Here is a 22,450-nt window from a genome sequence, read left to right as displayed (position 1 = left end):
CGCCCACCGCTACCCCCCGGGCGACCTGCCAGTTTTTGCGCTGGCGGGGGGGCGGGGCCGCGAGCTGCGCCCCGCCCCGCCGGGTGGTTGGTGCCGGGGTGGACACCGTCGGTGCTCCGGTCACCGACGGACGTCGGTCACGCGGGCACCTTGGCGACCGCGTCGATGACGACCCGGAGCAGGTCCACGATCCGCGGGCCCCAGCGGGAGGCGATGTCGTCGTCCAGTGCCACGACCTGGTTGTTCTTCACCGCCGTGATCCCTGCCCAGCCGCTGCGGGCCTTTACCGAGTCGGCGTTCTGCTGGCAGCACTTGGCGTCGGCAAGGAAGACGAAGTCCGGGTCGGCCTTGACGATGAACTCCTGGGACAGCTGCGGGTAGCCGGCGCTCTTGCCGTCCGCGTCGGCCGGGTCGGCGATGTTGGTCAGGCCTACCAGGTTGTAGATCGAGCCGATGAAGGTCTTGCTCGTGGCGCTGTACAACTCCGGGCCCAGCTCGTGGAAGTAGGTGAGCTTCTCGGCGCGCTGCGGCAGGTCCTTGGTGAGCTTGGTGATGTCGTCCTTCATCCGGGTGGTGACATCGGTGGCCTGGTCGGCGTGCCCGGTGAGCGTGCCCAGGTCGGTGATCTGCCGGTAGGTGTCGTCGAGCGTGGTCGCCGCCGGGGTCAGGTAGACCGGGATCTTCAGCTTGCCGAGCTGGTCGACGATCTTGTTCCGGTCGTCGGAGAGCACCACCAGGTCGGGGTTCTTGCTGGCGATCGCCTCGGCGTTGGGCTGGAAGCCGGACAGGTCGGTCTTGGGCGCGTCGGCCGGGTAGTTGGACTGGTCGTCGACAGCGGTGACCTGCGGGCCGGCACCGATGGCGAAGAGCATCTCGGTGGCGGTGGGCGCCAGCGACACGATCTTCTCGGGCCGCTTGTCGAGGGTGAGTGAGCCGACCGTCACCGGGAAGCTGGCGGTCGCCGAACTGGCGCCGGGCGCCGGCTGGTTGTCGGCCTTCTCGGCGCACGCGCCGAGGGCGAGCGCGGCGACCGCGAGGGTCGCGGCGAAGAGCCGGGGGGTACGTCTGAACATGTGGCCTCCTGTCGGTCGAGGAGTGTGGTGCTTCGCCGACAGGACTTCCGTACGCCCGCCCGCGAGGCGCCCTTCCTCGAGAGCGCGTTTCGCGACCTATCCGCAGGCGACCTGGCTCGTCCTCACCGTCAGGTGAGGCATCACAGTTGCGGGACAGCGCCGGGTTGAGCACCGGCTTCGCTGCGGAGTGGTCGGTAAGACGGTAGCGCACCGCTGGATCTGGAGGCTCGGAGCGGGTGGTGGGGCCCCGCAGGGGCGGAACGGGGCCCCACCCGGTCAGGAGGCGGTGATTGTGACGTTGTCCACAGCCGCCTCCACGAGGCTCGCGCCGGAGGCGTCCGCGGCCTCGACGAGGATCCGCACGGACTGGCCGGCGTACGGGGTGAGGTTGAGGCTCGCGACAGCCCAGCTGGCGTTGCGGTTGGCCGCCGCGCCGGCCTGGGTGAGCAGCACTGTGGTGCCGCCGTTGTGCACCACGCTCACCCGCAGGTAGTCGGCTGACGACGAGTTCGAGCCGTGGGCCAGGTACCAGGCCAGCGAGAGGGTCAGCGTGCCCGAGGACGGCAGGGTCACCGCCGGGGACCGGGCACTTGTCACTCCGCCGTCGACGTCGTAGTCACCGGCTGCCGAGCCGGCGAGCCGGCCGGTGACCAGGTCGTTGGAACCGGCGTACGGGGTGAGCTGCTTGGCACCGGAGGAGTTGGTCGCCTGGGCGGCGCCCCGCTCCCACGCCCCGCTGGTGGCGGCGTCGGTGCCGGACGGGTTGGTGGTCCAGCCGGTGGAGGTCTCGAAGGTGTCCGACCAGACCGTGGTGCCACCACCGCTACCGCAGTACTGCGCCTGCTTGCCGATGACCCGGTACGGGCAGTCGGCGTACTCGCTGAGCATCAGCACGGCCTCGCGGTTGCGGCTGGTCTGCGCGGGGATCACCTCGTCGGGCGGGTAGAAGCCGCCGCCGCTGGCCGAGCCCGGATACATCTCGAAGGTGTACGCCCAGATGTTGTGGGTGGCCCACATCCAGTCGATGCTGTCACCGTCGGTGATGTAGAGGTCGCTTGACTGCTGCGGTGTGTAGTTGTTGGTCGCCGCCATCTGCTGCCCGAGGGTGGCGAAGGTGTTGTACTGGTCGGCGCTCATTCCGGTCGCCGTGTTCGCTGTGGTGTAGCCGTAGGGCCAGAGCACCAGCTGTGAGTACGTGTGGAAGTCGATGTTCGCCTTGATCTGCTGGGTGCCGCCGACCACTCGACTGTTGACGAAGTTGCGCAGCGCCTGCGTCTCGGGTGCGGAGAACGCCGACGGGCCGCGGTAGGTCTCCGACGAGGTCGAGCCGGACGAGCCGCCGCAGCAGCCCCAGTTGTAGCTCCAGTTGCGGTTGAGGTCGGTGCCGACGTTTGACGAGCCGCTGTTGGGCTGCCGGTTCTTGCGCCACGACCGGTACGACCCGGTGGCGATGTCGTACTCGCTGCCGTCGGGGTTGACGGTCGGCACGATCCAGATCTCCCGGGTGTTGACGATGTTCGTGATCCGGGAGTCGCTGCTGTAGCTGTCCGTGAAGAGGTTGAGCAGGTAGATCGCCATTTCGACGGTCAGGTGCTCGCGGGCGTGCTGCTGGGAGTTGAACAGGATCTCCGGCTCGTTCTCGTCGGTAGCGACGTTGTCGGAGATCTTCACGGCCATCAGATCGCGGCCCTCGTACGACGTACCAATGCTGATCTTGCGGGCGATGGACGGGTGGTCGGCGACCACCTGGTTCACGACGGCGGTCAGCTCGGCGTAGTCGTGGTAGTTGGAGTCGGCGGGCGGGAAGGCGAGCGTGCCCACCTCACCGGCGCCGCGTTCGGCGTTCGGCGGCTGGGCGAGCGGTTCCAGGCGGAATCCGAGCTTGCCGATCGCGGCGGCTTCCGCGGCGGTGGCCGAGATGTGCAGGACACCGTGCTCGGAATAGTCGATGGCTGCCCCGGTGCGGGCCACCGCGTTGCGGTCGGCGAGGGTTCGGGGCCCCAGTACCCGGTAGCTGGCGGCGGCCGATTCGGCTGCGCGATCCGGTGCCGGTTTCGCGGCGACCGGTCCGGCGGCCACTGTGACGATGCCCAGCCCGGCGACGACGGCGAACGCCAGGGCACGGCGGAGAGGATTGGGCCTGCGGAGGGCCATGTACTACCTCCTCGAAGGGCGGGAGATCCCGCTCGGTGATGCACACTTCACCACCAGCGACATGGTCATATCAATATCCATCGCTGCCTTATGCATCCCAGATTGACCATCGCGGTGGCAATGATTTTCTGCACCCGAACATCTGGCGAAACTTCCCGCCAAGCGAGAAACTGACCAGCGACGATGCCCCTCTCGACACCGCGGAGCACCAATGGCCAGACCCCGCCTGCACGCGGCCGCCCTCGCCGGCGTCAGCGCGCTCACCCTGCTCGCCACAATGGCCCCCGCGTCAGCGGGGCGACCACCTTCCCCCACCCACGACGAGCAGATCACCTTCCAGGACTGGTCCGGCCCCGCCGACTGGCACCGCGGCAGCCAGTCAGGCACCCGCGTCGTGCCCGGCGCGCGATCCGGCGTCACCCTGGCCCGACCGGCCGGCACCATCGAGTACGCCGACCCGCACACCGGCACCACACGCACCTGGGAGTACGGCACCTGGACCTCGCCGGTGACCCGGATCGGCTTCGACGCCACCGAGCTGATCGCCTCCTGGAACGCCGAGACCCCCGCCGGCACCTGGATCCAGGTGGAGATGCAGGGCAGCTACACCAGCGGCGACCAGACCCCCTGGTACGTCATGGGTCGCTGGGCCTCCGGCGACACCGACATCAAACGGACAAGCGTCAACAGGCAGGGTGATCCCTGGTCGACGATCTGGACCGACACCTTCAGCATCGACGACGCCGACGCCGGGGTGCTGCTGCGGTCGTACCAACTGCGGCTCACCCTCTACCGTGCACCCGGGCAGACCGCCGCGCCGGTGGTCCGGATGCTCGGTGCCATGAGCTCCACAGTGCCGGACCGGTTCACAGTCACGCCGAGCGCCGGGCGCATCGCCTGGGGCGTCGAGCTGCCGGTGCCCCGCTACTCGCAGAACGTGCACAGTGGGCACTACCCCGAGTACGACGGCGGCGGTGAGGCGTGGTGCTCGCCCACGTCCACGGAGATGGTCGTCGAATACTGGGGGCGCAGGCCGTCGGCGGCCGACACCTCCTGGGTGGACCCGACCTACCCCGACCCGACCGTCAACCACGCCGCGCGGATGACCTTCGACTACGCGTACGACGGCGCTGGCAACTGGCCGTTCAACACCGCGTACGCGGCCAGTTTCCCCGGCCTGGAGGGGCGGGTCACCCGGCTGCACTCACTCGACGAGCTGGAGCGCTTCATCGCTGCAGGCATCCCGGTCGTGACCAGCCAGTCCTTCCTCGCCAGCGAGTTGGACGGGGCGAACTACGGCACCTCCGGGCACCTGTTCGTGGTGGTCGGCTTCACCGCCGACGGTGACGTGATCGTCAACGACCCTGCCTCGTCCAGCAACGACGTGGTGCGCAACGTCTACAAGCGCGCCCAGTTCGAGCAGATCTGGCTGCGTACCAAGCGCATCAACGCCACCGGCGGCGTCTCCGGCGGCTCCGGCGGCATCGCGTACCTGATCAAGCCGGTCTCAAAGCCCTGGCCACGGGTCGCCGGTTCCACGAACTGGTAGCAGATGATCAAGAGGTCCGCGGCGCGGGCACAGCCTCCCGGTGACGCGGACCTCTTGATCAACGCGAAGGCTGGTCCGCCGGGGGATCGCCGTCAACGTCGGTGTCGGAGGTCGCAGGCTTGTCGTCGCCGGCCAGGGCGGAGCGCAGGCGCTCCTTCTCCGTACGGCGGCGCTCCGCCGCTTCGGCCATCTCCTGGGCCATCTCGTCCCGGAAGCCGCGCAACAGGAAGAAGGAGAGCGCGGCGGAGAACGCCAGCGCCAGAATCAGCTTCAGGAAAATGTCCATGTCGACGAACCAGAGGCCCGCCAGCACGGCGACGAACAACCCAAGCCGACCCAGCGTGTACTTGACCGCCGCGCTCACCTGCACCACTCCGTTCCCTAGCTCGCCCGCCCCGCGGCGGAAAGATCGACCCACCCGGCGGGCGGTCGGGGTCAGCCGGTCCGGCGGGCCAACCAGCGGACGCCCGGAAACCACACAGCCGCGTACGCGACGGTGAACGCCGCCGCCGCCAACGCCCCGGACAGCAGCGGCGGCAACCCGACGCCCAGCCCGGCGATCAGCAGACCCGAGACCACACCGACAGCCGCCGCGACAAGCGCCGCCACCACCCGGGCAGCGCCGAACTCCCACGCCCGGAAATCGTCCCAGAACAGCCAGGCCGGCAGGATCACCGCCAGCCAGCCGTTGGTGTTGCCGAAGTCGCCGGCACCGAACGAGGCGAACGCCAACTCGAACACCACGAGCGCCAGCACGCCGATGACCAGACCGGCCAGGCACACGCCCAGCAGGTCGGCCAGGGTACGGATACGCCCCTGGTCGTCCCGACGGGGAAACCCGCCCTGCTTCTCGGACTCGCGCTGCTCGGTCATCGACTGCGAGGGTACGTGGTGACTCAGGCCCAGACCTGCTGCGGCTCGGCGCGGCGCTCGGCCAGCGACGGCGCCTTGTCGTACTCCCGAACCACGTTGTAGCGGGTGTCCCGCTCGACCGGCTGGAAACCGGCGTCCCAGATCAGGTGCAGCAGGTCGTCACGGTGCATGGTGTTCGGGGTGCCGTACGAGTCGGCGTCATGGGTGATCTTGTATTCGACCACCGAGCCGTCCAGGTCGTCCACGCCGAAGTTCAGCGAGAGCTGAGCCACCGAGAGACCGTGCATCACCCAGAAGTTCTTCAGGTGCGGAACGTTGTCGAACAGCAGCCGCGAGACGGCGAACGTCTTCAGCGACTCGGCCGGCGACGCCATCGTGGTACGCGCCTGGATCCGGTTACGGATCTTGCCGTCCGCCGAGTCCACGAAGTCGTGCTGGTAGCGCAGCGGGATGAAGACCGCGAAGCCGCCCGTCTCGTCCTGCAACTCGCGCAGCCGCAGCACGTGGTCGACGCGGTGCCGGGGCTCCTCGATGTGGCCGTACAGCATTGTCGCCGGGGTCTTCATGCCCTTGCTGTGCGCCAGCGCGTGGATGCGCGACCAGTCCTCCCAGTGGCAGGCGTGGTCGACGATGTGCTGCCGGACCTCCCAGTCGAAGATCTCCGCGCCACCGCCGGTGAGCGACTCCAGGCCGGCGTCCATCAGCTCGTCGAGGATCTCGTCGGCGCTCAGGCCACTGATCTTCTCGAACCACTGCACCTCGGTCGCGGTGAAGCACTTGAGCTTGACGTTCGGCAGCGCCGCCTTCAGCTCACGCAGCACCTTCGGGTAGTAGCGCCACGGCAGCGTCGGGTGCAGGCCGTTGACGATGTGCAGCTCGGTGAGCTGCTCATCCTCCATCTCCTTGGCCTTGCGGACCGCCTCGTCGATGCGCATCGTGTACGCGTCCTTCTCGCCCGGCTTGCGCTGGAACGAGCAGTACGCACAGGACGCCGAACAGACGTTGGTCAGGTTGAGGTGCCGGTTGACGTTGAACATCACCCGCTCACCGTTCAGCTCGGTGCGCTTGTGGTGCGCCAACCGACCCAACCAGGTCAGGTCGTCACTCTCGTAGAGCGCGATCCCGTCCTCCCGGGTCAGCCGTTCATCGGCGTACACCTTCGCTTCGAGCTCGCGCTTGAGTCCGGCGTCCATGGCACGTCCCTTCCACCTGCGGTCCCGGTCGAGCGTACGTCGGCGCTCCGGCACTCGCGGCGGCACGGTCGGCGACAGCGATCCGCTCGACGGGCTCGACGACCCTCTCAACAGACTCTCAGCCTCCCGTAACCCGGCGACGCATCGACAACGTTGGCGGGGTGCGGTAAGACAGGGTGGGGCGGAACTCACACTGGTACCGTCCCGGCGGCCGCGCCCACCGAGCGCGGAGGCGAGCACCGGACGGGAGCGGAATGGTCGACAGCGAGCGCGGGCGACGGCAGCGACGACGGAGCCCGGTGATCTCGCCGGTGCTGCGGCCGAAGCTCTGGGCCGCCCTGCTCGGCGCGATCGCCGCCGCCGTGCTGGCCACCCCCGCGTACGCCGATCCGGCAGTGCCCGCCACGGTGCCGGACACCGGCTCCCGGCCCGCCGCCGTCGGCGAGCTTCGACTGCCCGGCAGCGCACCCGGCGCCGGCGTCCCCGTTCCGCCCCCGGTCAACATCGGCGCCGGCCCGCTCGCCGCCCAGATCGCCGCCGCCGAGAGTCAGGTCGGCATCCTCGGTGACGGGTTACTACAGAGCCGGCAGAAACGCACCGACGCGCAGGCCAACCTGCAAGCCGCCGGCAAGGCGCTGGAGACCGCGCAGGACGCCGTGCTCCGCGCCCAGCAGGCGGCCGACTCGGCTGCCTCCGACGCGGTAAAGGCCGCCGCCGCGCTGCCGCCCGGCGACTTCGTCAACGACATCCAGGGCTTGAGCCGCCTCCAGCGGATCAATCGTGGCGAAAAGGTCGAGGGCGCCACCGCCGGGGTGGCCGGTGAACTGACGCGGGCACGCGCCGGCGAGCAGAAGGCGTACGAGGCGCACGCCGCCGCCAAGACCGCGCTCGAAGCCGCCGAGGCGGAGTTCACCACCGGCGAGAAGGCGCTGCGCGCTGCCGAGGCCAGCCTTGTCACCCTCCGCAAGAACAACGCGGCGCAGCTCATCGAGCTGGAACGCCAGCAGGAAGCCACCGAGCAGCAGCTCGGAGCGGGTTACGTCGCCGGCCAGAGCACAAACGGGATGGCCGCGCACCCGCGGGCGCTGGCTGCCGTCCGGTATGCGCTCGCCCAGCTCGGCGACCCGTACAAGTGGTCGGAGGAGGGTCCGGACGCGTTCGACTGCTCCGGCCTGATGTGGGCGGCGTACCGGTCGCCGGGCGCCGACTACTTCAACCTGCCCCGCGTCTCCCGCGACCAGTACGCGGCCACCCGTGCCCGTACGGTGCCGCAGAGCGCACTGCTCCCCGGCGACCTGCTGTTCTTCGCCTCCGGCAGCAGCTACACCACGATCCACCACGTCGGCATGTACATCGGCAACGGCAAGATGGTGCAGGCGCCCACCACCGGCGATGTGGTCAAGATCTCGGTCGTCCGCTGGTCGCGGCTCTACGCAGCCACCCGGGTGATCGGCGCGGTGCCCGCACCGGCCGTACCGACAGTGCCGGTTCCGCCGGTGCAGCCAACTCCGCCGCCGAAGCCGACTCCCACCACCAAGCCGACTCCCACCACCAAGCCGACGCCGACGACGAAGCCGACGCCCACACCGACCACGCCCACCCCGACGCCGACCACGCCCACCCCGACGGGCGGCACCACGCCGACCCCGACGAGCGGCCCGGGCGGCAGGCCGACGACGCTGCCTCCGCCGCCGACCACTGCACCGGCCAGCGCATCGGCCACCGCAACGACGACCGCCACGCCCGAGACCAGCCGGAGCGGATCCGCCAGCACCAGCCCGACGGGCAGCCCGAGCACCGACGGCTGACCCGCCACCGCCGCCTCTGGCTGTCCGCTCGGGACGATCTGTGGCACGGTGACAACCAGGCACATCCGGTCCGACGTCACGGGCGCGGGTGCGAGCGTGGCGCGGAGGGCGGAGATGGCCGAGCAGAGAGATCCGGCGGAGACTGTCGACCCCGTCCTGGATCGGGCCGACCCGCCGAGGCCAGGCCCCGCCGACCCGGCAGCCGCCAGTGCCGTCGACGGCACCCCGGACGCTGAGGCCGCCAACCCTGAGGCCGCCAGCCCTGACGCCGCCAGCTCCGGACCCGACGTTGCCGGGACCGACGCCGCAGCCAGAGCCGAGGCGACTGCCGGCACCGAGGCGGCAGCCGGCACCGAGGCGGCAGCCGACACCGAGGCGGCAGCCGACACCAACGCCAAAGCTGAATCCGGGGCCACAGCCGCATCCCGGGCCGCCGCTGAAACCGGGACCGCCGCCGAGGTTGGCGCCCCGGCCCGTGCTGCCGCCTCCGCCGGCACCATCGCGGCCGGCAGCACACCCGAAGCGGACGTGGAACGCCCGGCGGCCAGCGATGCCCGCCCAGGTTCGGCGGCGTCCGGTCCGGTGCGGGCGCGGGCCAGTGTCGCGACCGTGGCCAAGCCGGCCGGTGATCTCCCCGCCAGCGCCCCGGCCACCGCGACCACCTACCGGGCGAAGGGCTCGACCAGCCCGGCCAGCACGTCACTGCCCGGTCAGCGGGAGGGCTCGGCCTCGTCGGCGCGGGCCAGCGCCGTGGTGCCCGACAGCAGCCGCCTGACGGCCGCCACCAGGGGTACGCCGCAGGCCCACGCCGGCACGCCCGCCGTGTACCGGTCCGGCCCGACCACTCCCGAGCCGGCGCAGCATGCCGAGCCTCTCCCGCCGTCGGCGCCGGAGCCGACGCCTGCGGAGCCCGAGCCGAGCGGGCCCGGCGAGCCCGAGCCGGCGCCCAGTCCCGGGCCGTACCCGCCCGGTCCGACGCCGGAGCCCGCCCCGCCAGCGCCCGGCCCTGTGCCGCCGCCGGTGCCGGGGCCTCCCGTGCCGCCGCCCTCGCCGCTGCCGCCCATTCCGGGCCCACCGACGCCGCCTGTGCCCGGCCCGCCGACGCCGCCGCCCGGCCCGCCGGTGCCCGCGCCACCGCCCGGCCCGAGGCCGGCACCACCGTTTCCGCCACCTCCGGCGATGACGGGTACGCCGGGCGTACGGGCCACCGCCTCGGTCTCCGCACCGCCGGCCAGCTGGGCGTCCGCCAACGAACCAGCACGCCGGACCTCGGACAGGGCACAGCCGGTGGCTGCACACCGCACCCCGGACACCGCACAGCGCACCCCGGGCGCGGTGCCGTGGACCCCTCCCGCGACGCCGTCGACCCAAGCTGCGACGCCGTCGACCCCGGCTTCGGCGCCGCCGGCTCCGGGCGGCACGACACAGGCATCGTCGGGTGGCCCGTGGGCCGAGGCACAGGCCCCCGCACCCGTGGTGCCCGCACCCGCACTGCCCAGTTGGCCGCCGTCGACCACCGGCGCTCCCACACCAGGTGGCGTCGGCGGCTCCCGGTCCGCCACGTCCTCGACCTATCCGGCGGGCGAGCGCGCCACGCCTGGTGCGGCGGCTGCCGGTGCGCGTCGCGGCGGTCGTGACAGCGGCTCGGATCTGCCGGGCACCGTCTACGGCGGCGGCGAGGGGCCGGGCTTCGCCACGATTGCGCTTCCGGCGAACGCCGCGGTGGAGAATTCCGGCTCACTGACCGGGCACATTCTGGCCCAGGGCTGGGCGGACACGCCTGCCGAATCGTCCCGCAACACGCGCGTGGTGATCGTCCTGATCGCGGCTCTGGGGCTGCTGGTGGCGATCAGCGTGCTCGTCGTCCTGCTGGCGGGTGACGCCATGGACAGCCTGGTCGGCAGCGTCCTCAGCGGCTGAGCCGTTCAGCAGCAACGATGGTGAGTCCGCCCACTACGGTCGGGCAACCCGCTGGCGAGTCTGGCGAACCGCCGTACACTGGTCGGGATCACTGACCCGGCGCGTGTGGTGCGCGCCCCTGGGCGGTCTTGCGGGCGATCCGGCGGCACAGCCGCGGCAGGCCATCGCGAAGATGCGCCCCGCTCGAAAGGCATTTGTTGACCACCTCTGCTGACACCAGCACCGTTCCGACCGTTTTCGACCCCAGTGCGGTGGCGCCGCGTGACGCCGCCCCGGCAACTTCCGACGCCGCGCCGGCGCAGGCCGCAGCGACAGCCATCGACCCGACCGAGACTGCTTCGGGCGAGGCCATGGCGGTCGAGCCCGCGTCGACCGAGATCACCGAGGCGGTCGACTTCGCCGGCCTCGGCCTGCCCGAGCCGTTGGTTCGCGCACTTGCCCGACAGGGCATCACCTCCCCGTTCGAGATCCAGCGGGCCACCGTTCCGGACGCGCTCGCAGGCCGGGACGTCCTGGGCCGTGGCCAGACCGGGTCGGGCAAGACGCTCGCCTTCGGGCTGCCGATGATCGCCCGGCTCGCCGACCGCAACCGGGCCCGGCCACTGCGGCCCCGCGCCCTGGTCCTGGTCCCCACCCGCGAGCTGGCCATGCAGGTCAACGACGCCTTGGTGCCGCTGGGCAAGGCCGTCGGCATCTTCCTCAAGACCGCCGTCGGCGGGGTTCCGTACGACCGCCAGATCGACGCGCTCCGACGCGGCGTCGAGATCATCGTGGCGACCCCGGGCCGGCTCGGCGACCTGATCGAGCGGGGCATCTGCCAGCTCGACGACGTCGAGGTCACGGTGCTCGACGAGGCCGACCAGATGGCCGACATGGGCTTCCTGCCCGAGGTGACCGAACTGCTGGCAAAGACGCCCGCCGGTAGTCAGCGTCTGCTCTTCTCGGCCACCCTCGACGGCGACGTCGACGCGCTGGTCCGGCGCTTCATGAACGACCCGGTGACCCACTCCACCGCGCCGTCGACCGCATCGGTGTCCACCATGGACCACCACATGCTGCTGATCCCGCCGCACGAGAAGTTCCCGGTGGCCGCCTCGATCGCCGCCCGTGACGGCCGGACCATGGTCTTCGCACGTACCCAACTGGGCGTGGACCGGCTTGTCGAGCAACTCGCGGCCGTCGGTGTGCGCGCCGGTGGGCTGCACGGCGGCAAGACCCAGCGGATGCGGACGAAGACGCTCGCCGAGTTCCGTGAGGGCCGGATGAACGTCCTGGTCGCCACTGACGTGGCGGCGCGCGGCATCCACGTCGACGGGGTGACCCTCGTGTTGCACGTCGACCCGCCGAAGGACCCGAAGGACTACCTGCACCGCGCCGGGCGCACCGCCCGCGCCGGCGAGTCGGGCGCGGTCGCCACGTTGGTGCTTCCCAAGCAGCGGCGTACGACCCTCGCCATGTTGGAGAAGGCCGGCGTGGCACCGGCCGAGGCCCGGGTACGGCTCGGCGACCCGATGCTGGCCGAGTTGATCGGTGCCCGCGAGCCCAGCGGCATCCCGGTGCGGGTGGAGGCGGAGCCTCGGGGCTACGGCGACCGCTCCGGCGGCGCACGCCGCTTCGACGACCGTTCCGGCGGCCCGCGCCGCTTCGGCGACCGCCCCCAGGGTGAGCGGCGCTACGCCGACCGGCCCACCGGCGAGCGCCGCTTCGGCGACCGCCCGACCGGCGACCGGCAGTACGGCGACCGTCCGACCGGCGAGCGTGGCTACGGCGACCGTCCGCAGGGTGAGCGCCGCTACGCCGACCGGGACAGCCGGGGCTACGGCGACCGGCCCACTGGTGAGCGCCGCTTCGGCGATCGTCAGCAGTTCGGTGACCGGGGCGACCGTCCTGGTGGTGAGCGCCGCTTCGGCGACCGCCCGCAGGGTGACAGGCAGTACGGCGACCGTCCGCAGGGCGAGCGCCGCTACAGCGACAGGCCCACCGGCGATCGGCAGTACGGCGACCGGCCCAGCGGCGAGCGCGGTTACGGCGACCGTCCGCAGGGTGAGCGGCGCTACGGCGACCGGCAGTTCGGCGACCGGCCCAGCGGCGAGCGGCGCTTCGGTGACCGTCCGCAGGCGGACCGGGGTGACCGGCCGGCCGGCGAGCGGCGTTTCGCGGACCGGGACACCCGGGGTGGCTACCGCTCCGAGGGCCGTACTCGGGACGACCGGCCACGTGACGACAGGCCGCGGGATGACCGGCGCGGTTTCGGGCGGCCGCCGGCGCGTACCCACTGATCATTTGATCTGACGGACGCCGTCGCGGAGCCTTGCTCCGCGACGGCGTTCGCGCATGCGCTGCCAAGGGCGGCGCAGTCGCGTAACGTCCGGCTCATGGCGACCATGCCGAAGTCGATCTTCTGGTCCCGGACGGACACCGCTGGCAGTGAGCAGGCCCTGCTCGACGACAGGAACGGGCTGTCGGCCCGGGGCACGTTGCTGGCGGTCGACCCGGTGCCCTTCACGGCCCGCTACCAGGTGGCCACATCGCCCGACTGGAGCGCGTCCCGCGTCGAGATCGAGGCCGAGGGATCAGGCTGGATGCGCCGGGTGACGTTGGAGCGGGCGGCGGGCCGGTGGCGGGTGACCACCGCCGAGCAGGGTGACCTGGACGCGGCGCTTGTCGCGGCCGGGCACCACCGGGCCGGCCTGCCGGGCACCGACGATCCGGACCGTCTGGCCGACGCGATCGACGTCGACCTGAGTGGCTCCTCGCTGTTCAACGCCCTGCCGGTGCGCCGGCTCGGGCTGGCGGGCAGTCCAGCCGACATGCCACGGCGGATCACCGTCGCCTGGGTGCTGCTGCCCGGCTTAGAGGTGGTGCCGGCCGAGCAGATCTACACCGGGGTCGGGCCGGGCCGCGTACGGTTCGCCAGCGGCACGTTCACCGCCGACATCGATGTGGACGCCGACGGCTACGTGGTGCGCTATCCCGGCCTGGCCGAGCGGATCGACCCGCGCTGACCGGCCGTTTCAGGCCGACCAGACGCCGCTGGTAAGGAAACGCTCGATGGTGGCGGCGTGCGGTGCCAGGTCGAGGCCCTGGGCGGCCAACCAGTCGTCGGCGTAGTAGGTGTCGGCGTACCGGTCACCGGGGTCGCAGATCAGGGTGACGACCGAGCCGGTCCGGCCCTCGGCGATCATCTCGGCGATCAGGCCGAAGGCACCCCACAGGTTGGTGCCGGTGGAGCCGCCGACCCGTCGGCCGAGCACCGCCGACCCGGCGCGCATGGCGGCGAGCGAGGCCGCGTCCGGCACCTGGACCATGCGGTCCACCACGGCGGGTACGAAGGACGCCTCCACTGTGGGGCGGCCGATCCCCTCGATGCGGGAACCCTTGCCGGTCTCCACCGACCAGTCGGCCGCCAGCCAGGCCGGATAGAAGGCGGAGTTCTCCGGGTCCACCACGCAGAGCTTGGTGGACAGCCTGCGGTAGCGGGCGTACCGGCCGACGGTCGCGCTGGTGCCACCGGTGCCGGCGCCCACCACCACCCAGGCCGGGATGGGGTGCCGTTCCAGCTCCAACTGCGCGTAGATCGACTCGGCGATGTTGTTGTTGCCCCGCCAGTCGGTGGCCCGCTCGGCGTACGTGAACTGGTCCATGAAGTGGCCGCCGGAGTCCTCGGCCAGCCAGCGGGCCTCGACCACGACGCTCGCGGGATCGTCCACCAGGTGGCACCGGCCGCCCTGGAACTCGATCTGCGCGATCTTCTCCGGTGAGGTGGAGGCGGGCATCACGGCGATGAACGGCAGCCCGAGCATCCGCGCGAAGTACGCCTCGGAGACCGCCGTGGAGCCAGAGGACGCCTCGATGATCGTCGTACGCGGCCCGATCCAGCCGTTGCAGAGCCCGTAGAGGAAGAGGGAGCGGGCCAGCCGGTGCTTGAGCGAGCCGGTGGGGTGCGACGACTCGTCCTTGAGGTACAGGTCGATCCCCCAGGCCCGGGGCAGCGGAAACGGCAGCAGGTGGGTGTCGGCCGAACGGTTCGCGTCCGCCTCGACGGCGGCGATGGCCTCGGTCACCCAGCTGCGGCCGGCCTCGTCGCACCTGTCGAGATGAGTCACGCCGGAAACCTAGCAAGCAGGCCGGCGGTGGTCAGTTCCGGTCCGTTGGAGTAGTTCGCCGGCTTTGGCGGCGTTGTCCGGCCCGGCCGACGGCCTGGACGATGGGTGTCAGCCCGACGGCAAGCCGGGGCAGGGTGTCCAGCAGCCGGACCTGGGCACCGCGCCAGCGGGGCAGGCTGACGACCGGACGTGGTCGGCGAGCCAGCCGGGCGGCCCGGGCAGCCACCCGCTGCGGGGTCAGCATCGACCCGGTGAACGAGGCCGCCGCGCCGGGGTCGTCCAGCCGGTCGTGCAGCATCGGCGTCCAGATGCCGTCCGGGCAGAGGCAGGACACGTGCACCCGCCCGTACCCGGCAATCCGCAGGTCGCTGAGCGTTCCGAGGCTGAACGCCAACAGGGCGTGCTTGCTGGCGGCGTACACCGTCTCGCCGGGCGCGGCGATGAGCCCGGCCAGCGAGACGATGTTCAGGACGTGGCCGTGACCCTGCCCGCGCATCACGGCGAGCGCGGCGAGCGTCCCGTTGATGGCCCCGTGGGTGTTGACGTCGAACACCCGGCGGCGGGTCGGCCCGTCGTGCTCCCAGGAGGGCCCGGTGACCAGGATGCCCGCGTTGTTGACCCAGAGGCCGAGGTCGCCCCGGCTCGCGGCGGTCGCCGCGATCTCGGCGCAGGCGGCCTCGTCGCGGACGTCCAGGGCGGCCGACCAGCCGCCGACCGGCGCGGCGGCAGCGGCTGCCGCGTCCGGGTCGAGGTCGGTGAGCAGCACCGGCCAGCCGTCGGCGTGCAGCGCGGTGGCGACGGCGCGGCCCAGGCCGCCGGCGGCCCCGGTCACCACTGCCACCCCGGTTCCCGGCGAGGTCATCGGCGCACGTTACCGCCGTGCGGCGGCACGACACCAGGGGTACGCGGGTCAGGCGGGCGGTTGGCCGACCGGCTGGGGGCGGTTCTCCCACTTGGTGGACAGGGCGATGGCGGTGCGGGTGGAGGCGACGCCGGGGGTCCGGTTCAGCCGCACGATCAACTGCTCCAGCTCGGCGATCGTGCCGACCCGCGCCTTGAGGAGGAACGACTCGACGCCGGCCATGAAGTAGCAGGATTCGATCTCGGGCAGCACCCGCAGCGATTCCAGCATGTCGTCGGAGTCGGCGCCGGAGTCCTCGACGATGCCGATCAGTGCCGTGACGCCCAGCCCGATGGACTCGGGTGCCACGTCCGCGCGGTAGCCGCGGATCACGCCGTTGCTCTCCAGCTTGCCGACGCGCTCGTGGACGGCGGGGGCGGAGAGGCCCACCTGCCGGGCCAGTTCGGCGTACGAGAGGCGGGCGTTGCCGCGCAGCAGATCGACGAGGCTCAGGTCGATGGCGTCCACGGAGAGTGACCTTAACGGGTTGGGCGTAACGCGATGCCTCCGGCTCCCGTTGGGCAGAACAGTGAGCGACTGTTCACAAACCGACTGTCAAGGCAGGGGTTGCGCCAGTACCATTTACTAACTTCCCACTCAGTGCATTTTTCGCGTTTTGGCGGACAGGCCAGGTCCCTGGTGCTGTAATTGCCATACGTCCCTCATGACGGCTCTGGGCTCGCACCAGCCGGGGGCAGTGTGTTCAGCCAGGGGCTTCGTCGACGCGAGGAGGGGGCTGTGGACACTGGAGATCGCCTGCTGACACCGGGTGAGGTCGCCGCGCTGTTTCGGGTGGACCCGAAGACTGTGACGCGATGGGCGGCGGCCGGCCGGATAGGAAGCATCCGGACTCCAGGCGGGCATCGCCGATTTCGGGAATCCGAGGTGCGGGCCCTGCTTGAGGGGGAGGGCATGCTTGACGAGGTGGACGAGGTCGGAAAGCCACGCAATGTGGGTCCGGCCGCATCCACCGGGCCGGGTCCGGCCAATGCGGGCATGTACTGAACTGGTGCGGACATCGTCACGCGGACCGGGCGCCAGTCCGGTCCGCGTCGCGCAATGACGGCCCGCCTACCGGCGTGACCGGGCGGGCTGTGCGGACTGCTCAGCTCCGGCTCGCGCCGAGCTGCCCGGACCACCGCCGGAACAGGGTGTGTGGCACGCCGAGCGCATCCAGCACCTTGCCGGCCACGAAGTCGACCAACTGCTGCGCGCTTGCCGCCGCGCCGGCGCCGTAGAAACCTGGGCTGGCCGGCAGCACCACTGCACCGGCGTCGTGCAGTTCGATGAGATGTTCCAGGTGGCTGCGCGTCACAGGGGTCTCGCGGGGCACCACCACCACGGGTCGGCGCTCCTTCAGGTTCACCTCGGCGGCACGCTGCAGCAGATCCTTGGATAGCCCGATCGCGATGCCCGCGCACGCCGCCGTGCTGGCCGGCACCACTGCCATCCCGCGTACCCGGTAGGAGCCGCTGCTCGGCCCGGCCGCCAGGTCACCCGCCGGCCAGTGCCGCACGTCCGCGCCGGTCAGGTCCCGGCCGAGCCAGGCGGCGAGGTCCTCGGCCCAGTGCGCGTCACGGAACGGCCGGCCGGTCTCGTCGAGCACTGTGAGCCGCGCGGCCCGGGACACGATCAGGTCCACCGGCTCCCCCGCGTCCAGGAGTCCGCCGATGACCGCCGCCGCGTACGGCGTTCCGGAGGCTCCGGACACACCGATCACCCATGGTTCGCGCATGCCCCAAGCCTGCCTGGTCCGCGCGTGCGCCGTGCCATGACCCCCGCCCTGGCCCGTCCGCAGTGCCAGCGGGGACATCATCGGCACCTGACTTCTGCCATGCTCGGACGGGGAGGATCACCGCTGTGCAGCGACCCGAGGGGCGGTACGACCGATGACGGCGGCGGCAGCCCGCACGCTACGGGCCGAATGTCCCCTGCCCTCCCGGTGCTCCCCGCACGCCCAGACGACCCAGGAATGGCTGGCCGGCTGGGTACGCCGCTTCGACCTGCCCCTTGACGACGTCGCCCTGCGCGAGCTGGACGCCGGTCGCATCGCCTGGTACGCCGGCCGGCTCTATCCCGACGCGAGCGCCGCAGACCTGCGTACGGTCGCCGCGCTGTGGACCTGGTTCTTCCTGCTCGACGACGCCTGCGACGGGCCACACCGCGCCAGCGGGGCGGACGTCGCGGCACTGCGGGACGGGGTGCTCCAGGTACTACGCCAGGACACCCACGCCCGCCCGGCCGGGTTCCGGGGCCCGCTGCGACGGATGCTCGTGGACGCGTGGCAGGCCCCGCAGGCGCGGATGCCGCCGACCTGGCAGCGGCGCTTCGCCGACGCCGTCGCCCACCACCTGGCCGGCAACCGCACGGAGGCGGACAACAAGACCAGGGGCCACCTTCCCGGTGTCACCGAGTACGTCGAGCTGCGCCGGGCCACCTCGGCGGCGTACGTGTCGTACACCATGATCGAATTCGTGACCGGTCACGCGCTGCCGGACGCCGTCTACCACCACCCCGCGCTGCGGGAGCTGGCGGCCACCGGCAACGACCTGCTCTCCTGGTTCAACGACCTGGTGTCGTTGGAGAGGGACCGGGTCACCTCGGGCGGGCACAACCTGGTGCTGGTCATCGCGCGGGAGCAGCACCTGCCGCACGGGCGGGCCGTGGAGGCAGCGGTGGACCGCTGGCGCACGACGATGGGACGGTTCATGGAGCTGCGGGCCACCATCCCGTCCTTCGGCCCCGAGCTGGCCCCGGCGGTCGCCGCGCACGTGGAGGGGATCGCCTGCTCGGTGCGTGGCACGATCGACTGGTCACTGGAGAGCGACAGGTATTCGGCAGCCCGCAGTTGACGCCGCCCGCTCAGCGGGCCTGCCGCTGACGGTCGGCGAGGGTGTTGAGCAGGGCGGCGGCGGTGCCGGCGTCGGGGACCGTGACGACGATCGAGCGGTCGCCGGTCCGCTCGACGAGCAGACCCTCGCCCGTACGCAGGACGATGCCGACCCGGCCGCCGCGGCCCACCCGCCAGCCCCAGCCGCCGAACTCACGCAGCGGGTGGACCTGGACGACGCTGGCGCGCAGCACCTCGTCGAGGGGGACGTGGGTACGCGGCCAGCCTGCCGACGACCGGACCAGCAGGCCGCTCTCGTCGACCCGGACGGTGAAGGCGAACATCGCCACGAAGACCGCGACCAGCAGCGCCGCGACGATCAGCAGCCCCCACATGCCGCTGACGACGGCGAGCGTGACCAGGACGGCTATCGAGACCGCGCCGAGGGCGATCCCCGGTCCGGCGCCGGTGCGCCCGATCCAGACGGCCCGCTCGCCCGGCGCGAGGGGGACGCGGGACGCCTCGGGCGCGACGGGGGCGTCGGCCGGCTGGGGCGGGTCACCGGGCAGGAGCAGGCCGACGAGCACAGCCGGGACGAGGGAGGCGACGATCGCCAGCGCGAGCGCGCCGCCGACCCCGCCGGCCGTGCGGGCGTCGGCGAGGCCGAGCTGCCCGTGCAGGGTGCCGAGCAGCACGAGGGCCATGAAGAGCGCCAGCCAGAGGGTGGTCGCGGCGCCGATGCGGCGGTTCACCGCGGACTGCCCCCACAGCGTCGTGACCGCGCCGAACCCCAGCACCAGCAGGGCACCAATACCGGAACCGGCCCAGACAATGGCATCGAGGGACATGAAGTCGTCGGGCCTGCCCTGGGCGTTCCAGTGTGTCGCCACCGGGTCGGGCAGGTCGCCACGCCAGGAGAGGGCCACAGCGGCGGCCACGGCAAGGATCACGAGGCCGACGATGGTGACCGTCAGGCCGATGAGGCGCGTTCGCCGACGCGTGTCACGGGCAGGCGCGGTGCCGGTGGTCATGATGAGAACGCCTCCTTGAGGAGCGTGGCTGTGGCTTCCGGGGAGAAGTGCAGGGCGCGCGCCTCGCGTACGACCTCGTCGATGGCGGCCAGCAGCTTGGCATGGTCGGCCGCGGGCCGGGCGGTGACGATGGCCCCGCGTCCGCGTCGTAGCTCGATCAGCCCGTCGTCTCGGAGTAGCTGGTAGGCCCGGAGGACTGTGTGCACGTTGAGATCGAGCGACGCGGCTAGCTCACGGGCGGCGGGCAGCCGTTCGCCGGGCTGGAGCACGCCCTGGGCCACGGCGAGGCGTACCTGTGTGACGAGCTGGGCGAACAGCGTCTCGTCGAGCGAGGGGTCGATGCGGAAGAGCACGCTTAAAGAATACTTGTTCTAGTGTTGTTAGAACAATGTAGGTGGCAGCACGCGAACGGCGGCGGCGCCGAGCGCACCGCCGCCGTCTGCCGCCATCGCAACTGTCAGGGGCGCAGGTCGAGCCGGATCACCAGGTCGAGCAGGGCGAACACGAACAGCGCGATGCCGACGAACCCGTTGGCGGTGAAGAACGCCCGGTTGACCTTGCTGAGGTCGGTCGGGGTGACCACCAGGTGCTGGTAGGCGAACGCCACGGCGGTCAGCGCCAGGCCTACCCACCAGAGCCAGCCGAACCCGACAAGCGCCCCGAACCACACGAAGAGCCCGAAGGTCACCACGTGCGCCACTGTGGAGGCGTGCAGCGCGAAGCGCCTGCCGTACCGGGCGGGCACGCTGTGCACGCCGATCTCCTTGTCGATCTCGGAGTCCTGGCAGGCGTAGATCAGGTCGAAACCGCCGATCCACAGCCCGACCGCCGCACCGAGCAACCAGGCCGGCCAGGACCCGTCAAGGGTGCCGGTGACCGCCAGCCACGCGCCTACCGGCCCGACCGCCTGGGCGATCGCCAGGATGGCGTGCGGCCAGTTGGTGAACCGCTTGCCGTACGGGTAGACCACAAGCGGCACCACCGCGAGCGGCGCCAGCACCAGGCAGAGCGGGTTGAGCAGGGCGGCGGCGGCGAGGAAGACCACAAGCGCGACGGCCGCGCCGGTCCAGGCCGTGCGCACGCTCACCGCCCCGGTGACCAGTTCCCGCCCGGCGGTACGCGGGTTCCGCGCGTCGATCTGCCGGTCGAGGATCCGGTTGGCGGCCATCGCGAACGTCCGCGCCCCGACCATCGCCACAGTGATCAAGAGCAGGTCGACCCAGCGAACCCGCCCGCCGGAAACCTGCATGGCGGTCAACGCCGAAAGGAAGGCGAACGGAAGCGCGAAGACGGAGTGCTCGATAGCCACAAGATCCAGGAACGCCCGCACCCTCCCCCGCGGTCTTGCACTTCCTGCCGGGGCAGAAGGGGAGGAAAAGGACGAATCGGGGGCCGAAAGTGCAAGATCGCGGGAGTCGTCGACGGGCATCAGATCCCGTACTCCTTCCAGCGCTTGTCGACCAGGGCCGTCACCTCGGGAGCCATTGTCATCTCCTCCGGCCAGCCGCGGTTGTAGCCCTCGGTGGGGAGCTTGCGGGTCGCGTCGACGCCCGCCTTGCCGCCCCAGAACTGCTGGTACGAGGCGTGGTCCAGGTGGTCCACCGGACCCTCGGTGAGCAGCAGGTCGCGGGCGTAGTCGACGTTGCCGAAGGCGCGGAACGCGACCTCGTTGTAGTCGTGGACGTCGCAGTCCTCGTCCACGATCACGATCAGCTTGGTCAGGGACATCATGTGCGCGCCCCAGATCGCGTTCATGACCTTCTGCGCGTGCTTCGGGTAGCGCTTGCGGATCGACACGATCGCGCAGTTGTGGAAGACACCGGCGGCGGGCAGGTCGTAGTCGACGATGTCCGGGATCAGGAAGCGCAGCAGCGGCGCGAAGATCCGCTCGGTGGCCTTGCCGAGGCCGTGGTCCTCCTGCGGCGGCTGGGACGTGACGATCGAGTGGTAGACCGGGTCGCGCTGCATGGTCATGCACTCGATGTGCATCACCGGGAACGGCTCGACAGGCGTGTAGAAGCCTGTGTGGTCACCGAACGGCCCCTCCGGCATACGCTCGCCCGGCTCGATGTAGCCCTCCAGCACGATCTGCGCGTGCGCCGGCACCTGCAACGGCACGGTCAGGCAGTCCACCATCTCGACGCGCTCACCCCGCAGGTACCCGGCGAACAGGTACTCGTCGATCTCGGCGGGAAGCGGCGCGCTTGCCGAGTAGGCGACCGCCGGGTCGGCGCCGATGGCGATGGCCACCGGCAGGCGCTGCCCGAGCCGCTCGGCGACCGCGTGGTGCGCCGTAGAGTTCTTGTGGATCTGCCAGTGCATGCCGATCGTGTTGTGCGAGTGCTGCTGGAGCCGGTACAGCCCGAGGTTGCGCTTGCCGGTCTCTGGGTCCTTCGTGTGGGTCAGCCCGAAGTTGTGGAAGATGCCGCCGTCACCCGGCCACACCTGCAACCCCGGCAGCCGGTTGAGGTCGACGTCGTCGCCCCGGTAGACCACCTGCTGACACGGGGCGGTCTTGACCTTCTTCGGCGGCATCGACTTGAGCTGCATGACCTTGCCAAGGCCGCCCATCATGCCCGAGAAGCCCTGCGGCAGCTCCGGCTTGAGCATCTCGCCGATCCGCTGGCCGATCTCGTCGAGGTTCTCCACCCCGAGAGCCATGGCCATCCGCTTCTCGGTGCCGAACAGGTTGATCGCCACCGGCATCTCGCCCCGGGTCGGACGTTCGAAGAGCAGCGCCGGCCCACCGGCACGCACTGTGCGGGTGACCACCTCGCTGATCTCCAGGGTGGGGTCGACAGGGACGTCGACCCGGCGTAGTTCCCCAGCACGCTCCAGCGCCGCGAGGAAGTCCTTGAGATCGTTGTAGGGGAAGCCACGAGCCGCCATGCCGCCCAGTCTCCCGCACCGGGTGCCCCTCCGACGAAGGCGGGTGGTGTGACACCCGCGATGACCGGCCCGGCGCGGCTGCGCTTGATCCACTTGGCTTCCAGGAAATCGGGGTGTCCCGCG

20 protein-coding genes and 1 riboswitch are annotated in these 22,450 nt (G+C 71.3%); of the genes, 7 read left to right on the top strand and 13 right to left on the bottom strand.

Translation table 11 applies throughout. The features are described from left to right. Nucleotides 1-137: 137 nt before the first annotated feature. Together ACLQ23_RS22765 and ACLQ23_RS22760 are read right to left on the bottom strand one after the other, a co-directional pair. Complete coding sequence (locus ACLQ23_RS22765; RefSeq protein ID WP_355587999.1) at nt 138-1,073, bottom strand: ABC transporter substrate-binding protein; 936 nt, start codon at nt 1,071-1,073, stop codon at nt 138-140. A 110-nt stretch (nt 1,074-1,183) separates the two neighbouring features. Further along, nucleotides 1,184-1,249: riboswitch (cobalamin riboswitch) on the bottom strand. 100 nt (nt 1,250-1,349) lie between these two features. Beyond that, complete coding sequence (locus ACLQ23_RS22760; protein ID WP_425881053.1) at nt 1,350-3,227, bottom strand: M14 family zinc carboxypeptidase; 1,878 nt, start codon at nt 3,225-3,227, stop codon at nt 1,350-1,352. A 211-nt stretch (nt 3,228-3,438) separates the two neighbouring features. On the opposite strand from ACLQ23_RS22760, the gene ACLQ23_RS22755 reads away from it, so the two are divergent. After that, nucleotides 3,439-4,776: a C39 family peptidase gene (locus ACLQ23_RS22755; protein ID WP_425735770.1), complete on the top strand. Its 1,338-nt coding sequence runs from the start codon at nt 3,439-3,441 to the stop codon at nt 4,774-4,776. A gap of 58 nt (nt 4,777-4,834) precedes the next feature. Here the strand turns inward: ACLQ23_RS22755 and ACLQ23_RS22750 are convergent, their stop codons facing one another. The 3 genes from ACLQ23_RS22750 to mqnE form a co-directional block, all read right to left on the bottom strand. Further along, a complete protein-coding gene (locus tag ACLQ23_RS22750; protein ID WP_355587993.1) occupies nt 4,835-5,140 on the bottom strand; it encodes a DUF4229 domain-containing protein in 306 nt (101 codons plus the stop codon). A 71-nt stretch (nt 5,141-5,211) separates the two neighbouring features. Then, nucleotides 5,212-5,649 (bottom strand): hypothetical protein, encoded by a 438-nt coding sequence (locus ACLQ23_RS22745; protein ID WP_355587991.1) that lies wholly within the window; start codon nt 5,647-5,649, stop codon nt 5,212-5,214. Between the two features lie 23 nt (nt 5,650-5,672). Beyond that, the gene (gene mqnE, locus ACLQ23_RS22740) at nt 5,673-6,842 is read right to left on the bottom strand and encodes an aminofutalosine synthase MqnE (RefSeq protein WP_355587989.1); all 1,170 of its coding nucleotides are present in this window, start codon (nt 6,840-6,842) and stop codon (nt 5,673-5,675) included. Between the two features lie 254 nt (nt 6,843-7,096). Here mqnE and ACLQ23_RS22735 point away from each other — a divergent pair, with 254 nt between their 5' ends. The 4 genes from ACLQ23_RS22735 to ACLQ23_RS22720 all read left to right on the top strand — a co-directional run bounded on the left by ACLQ23_RS22735 (nt 7,097) and on the right by ACLQ23_RS22720 (nt 13,575). Beyond that, complete coding sequence (locus ACLQ23_RS22735; RefSeq protein WP_425881052.1) at nt 7,097-8,650, top strand: C40 family peptidase; 1,554 nt, start codon at nt 7,097-7,099, stop codon at nt 8,648-8,650. A 114-nt stretch (nt 8,651-8,764) separates the two neighbouring features. Further along, nucleotides 8,765-10,570, top strand: a complete 1,806-nt coding sequence (locus ACLQ23_RS22730; protein ID WP_425881051.1) for a hypothetical protein — start codon at nt 8,765-8,767, stop codon at nt 10,568-10,570. A gap of 350 nt (nt 10,571-10,920) precedes the next feature. Then, nucleotides 10,921-12,849 carry a DEAD/DEAH box helicase gene (locus ACLQ23_RS22725; RefSeq protein ID WP_425881064.1) on the top strand — a complete coding sequence of 643 codons (1,929 nt, stop codon included), beginning with the start codon at nt 10,921-10,923 and terminating at the stop codon, nt 12,847-12,849. Between the two features lie 105 nt (nt 12,850-12,954). Beyond that, nucleotides 12,955-13,575, top strand: a complete 621-nt coding sequence (locus ACLQ23_RS22720) for a putative glycolipid-binding domain-containing protein (RefSeq protein ID WP_355588487.1) — start codon at nt 12,955-12,957, stop codon at nt 13,573-13,575. 9 nt (nt 13,576-13,584) lie between these two features. Here the strand turns inward: ACLQ23_RS22720 and ACLQ23_RS22715 are convergent, their stop codons facing one another. Genes ACLQ23_RS22715 through ACLQ23_RS22705 form a run of 3 tightly spaced genes read right to left on the bottom strand, consistent with a single transcriptional unit; the run spans nt 13,585 to nt 16,045 of the window. Next, entirely contained in the window at nt 13,585-14,676 is a 1,092-nt protein-coding gene (locus ACLQ23_RS22715; protein ID WP_355627476.1) for a PLP-dependent cysteine synthase family protein, read from the bottom strand. A gap of 31 nt (nt 14,677-14,707) precedes the next feature. Beyond that, nucleotides 14,708-15,538 carry an SDR family NAD(P)-dependent oxidoreductase gene (locus ACLQ23_RS22710; RefSeq protein ID WP_355587981.1) on the bottom strand — a complete coding sequence of 277 codons (831 nt, stop codon included), beginning with the start codon at nt 15,536-15,538 and terminating at the stop codon, nt 14,708-14,710. Nucleotides 15,539-15,586: 48 nt separating this feature from the next. Further along, a complete protein-coding gene (locus ACLQ23_RS22705) occupies nt 15,587-16,045 on the bottom strand; it encodes an Lrp/AsnC family transcriptional regulator (protein ID WP_053652188.1) in 459 nt (152 codons plus the stop codon). Nucleotides 16,046-16,315: 270 nt separating this feature from the next. Between ACLQ23_RS22705 and ACLQ23_RS22700 the strand changes: the two genes are divergently transcribed. Next, on the top strand, nt 16,316-16,582 hold the full coding sequence (locus ACLQ23_RS22700) for a BldC family transcriptional regulator (protein WP_007454516.1): 267 nt from the start codon (nt 16,316-16,318) through the stop codon (nt 16,580-16,582). 100 nt (nt 16,583-16,682) lie between these two features. On the opposite strand, the gene ACLQ23_RS22695 is transcribed toward ACLQ23_RS22700, so the two are convergent. Further along, complete coding sequence (locus ACLQ23_RS22695) at nt 16,683-17,312, bottom strand: UbiX family flavin prenyltransferase (RefSeq protein WP_355587979.1); 630 nt, start codon at nt 17,310-17,312, stop codon at nt 16,683-16,685. A 154-nt stretch (nt 17,313-17,466) separates the two neighbouring features. On the opposite strand from ACLQ23_RS22695, the gene ACLQ23_RS22690 reads away from it, so the two are divergent. Next, nucleotides 17,467-18,429 carry a terpene synthase family protein gene (locus ACLQ23_RS22690; RefSeq protein WP_425881050.1) on the top strand — a complete coding sequence of 321 codons (963 nt, stop codon included), beginning with the start codon at nt 17,467-17,469 and terminating at the stop codon, nt 18,427-18,429. 10 nt (nt 18,430-18,439) lie between these two features. On the opposite strand, the gene ACLQ23_RS22685 is transcribed toward ACLQ23_RS22690, so the two are convergent. From ACLQ23_RS22685 to ACLQ23_RS22670, 4 genes are all read right to left on the bottom strand, one after another. Beyond that, complete coding sequence (locus ACLQ23_RS22685; RefSeq protein WP_425881049.1) at nt 18,440-19,438, bottom strand: DUF1648 domain-containing protein; 999 nt, start codon at nt 19,436-19,438, stop codon at nt 18,440-18,442. Next, the gene (locus ACLQ23_RS22680; RefSeq protein WP_053652183.1) at nt 19,435-19,791 is read right to left on the bottom strand and encodes a GntR family transcriptional regulator; all 357 of its coding nucleotides are present in this window, start codon (nt 19,789-19,791) and stop codon (nt 19,435-19,437) included. Before ACLQ23_RS22680 ends, ACLQ23_RS22685 begins: the two co-directional genes overlap by 4 nt. 104 nt (nt 19,792-19,895) lie before the next feature. Next, nucleotides 19,896-20,867, bottom strand: a complete 972-nt coding sequence (gene mqnP, locus ACLQ23_RS22675; protein WP_355587973.1) for a menaquinone biosynthesis prenyltransferase MqnP — start codon at nt 20,865-20,867, stop codon at nt 19,896-19,898. Next, nucleotides 20,867-22,327 carry a menaquinone biosynthesis decarboxylase gene (locus ACLQ23_RS22670; protein ID WP_355587971.1) on the bottom strand — a complete coding sequence of 487 codons (1,461 nt, stop codon included), beginning with the start codon at nt 22,325-22,327 and terminating at the stop codon, nt 20,867-20,869. The genes mqnP and ACLQ23_RS22670 overlap by 1 nt, the downstream gene beginning before the upstream one ends. Nucleotides 22,328-22,450: the final 123 nt, after the last annotated feature.

The sequence above is a fragment of the Micromonospora sp. DT41 genome, assembly GCF_049841715.1.
Lineage (GTDB): Bacteria > Actinomycetota > Actinomycetes > Mycobacteriales > Micromonosporaceae > Micromonospora > Micromonospora profundi.
Note: the sequence above shows the minus strand (reverse complement) of the source record. Positions and strands in the feature narration are given on the sequence as shown.

What these genes read in the sequence shown, in the direction of transcription:
- ACLQ23_RS22725 (WP_425881064.1), top strand. Translation starts at nt 10,921, where the DNA reads ATGGCGGTCGAGCCCGCGTCGACCGAGATCACCGAGGCGGTCGACTTC.
- ACLQ23_RS22710 (WP_355587981.1), bottom strand. Translation starts at nt 15,538, where the DNA reads ATGACCTCGCCGGGAACCGGGGTGGCAGTGGTGACCGGGGCCGCCGGC.
- ACLQ23_RS22670 (WP_355587971.1), bottom strand. Translation starts at nt 22,327, where the DNA reads ATGGCGGCTCGTGGCTTCCCCTACAACGATCTCAAGGACTTCCTCGCG.
- mqnP (WP_355587973.1), bottom strand. Translation starts at nt 20,867, where the DNA reads ATGCCCGTCGACGACTCCCGCGATCTTGCACTTTCGGCCCCCGATTCG.
- ACLQ23_RS22685 (WP_425881049.1), bottom strand. Translation starts at nt 19,438, where the DNA reads ATGACCACCGGCACCGCGCCTGCCCGTGACACGCGTCGGCGAACGCGC.
- ACLQ23_RS22730 (WP_425881051.1), top strand. Translation starts at nt 8,765, where the DNA reads ATGGCCGAGCAGAGAGATCCGGCGGAGACTGTCGACCCCGTCCTGGAT.
- ACLQ23_RS22690 (WP_425881050.1), top strand. Translation starts at nt 17,467, where the DNA reads ATGACGGCGGCGGCAGCCCGCACGCTACGGGCCGAATGTCCCCTGCCC.
- ACLQ23_RS22745 (WP_355587991.1), bottom strand. Translation starts at nt 5,649, where the DNA reads ATGACCGAGCAGCGCGAGTCCGAGAAGCAGGGCGGGTTTCCCCGTCGG.
- ACLQ23_RS22735 (WP_425881052.1), top strand. Translation starts at nt 7,097, where the DNA reads ATGGTCGACAGCGAGCGCGGGCGACGGCAGCGACGACGGAGCCCGGTG.
- ACLQ23_RS22765 (WP_355587999.1), bottom strand. Translation starts at nt 1,073, where the DNA reads ATGTTCAGACGTACCCCCCGGCTCTTCGCCGCGACCCTCGCGGTCGCC.
- ACLQ23_RS22755 (WP_425735770.1), top strand. Translation starts at nt 3,439, where the DNA reads ATGGCCAGACCCCGCCTGCACGCGGCCGCCCTCGCCGGCGTCAGCGCG.
- mqnE (WP_355587989.1), bottom strand. Translation starts at nt 6,842, where the DNA reads ATGGACGCCGGACTCAAGCGCGAGCTCGAAGCGAAGGTGTACGCCGAT.
- ACLQ23_RS22695 (WP_355587979.1), bottom strand. Translation starts at nt 17,312, where the DNA reads ATGCGCGAACCATGGGTGATCGGTGTGTCCGGAGCCTCCGGAACGCCG.
- ACLQ23_RS22720 (WP_355588487.1), top strand. Translation starts at nt 12,955, where the DNA reads ATGCCGAAGTCGATCTTCTGGTCCCGGACGGACACCGCTGGCAGTGAG.
- ACLQ23_RS22760 (WP_425881053.1), bottom strand. Translation starts at nt 3,227, where the DNA reads ATGGCCCTCCGCAGGCCCAATCCTCTCCGCCGTGCCCTGGCGTTCGCC.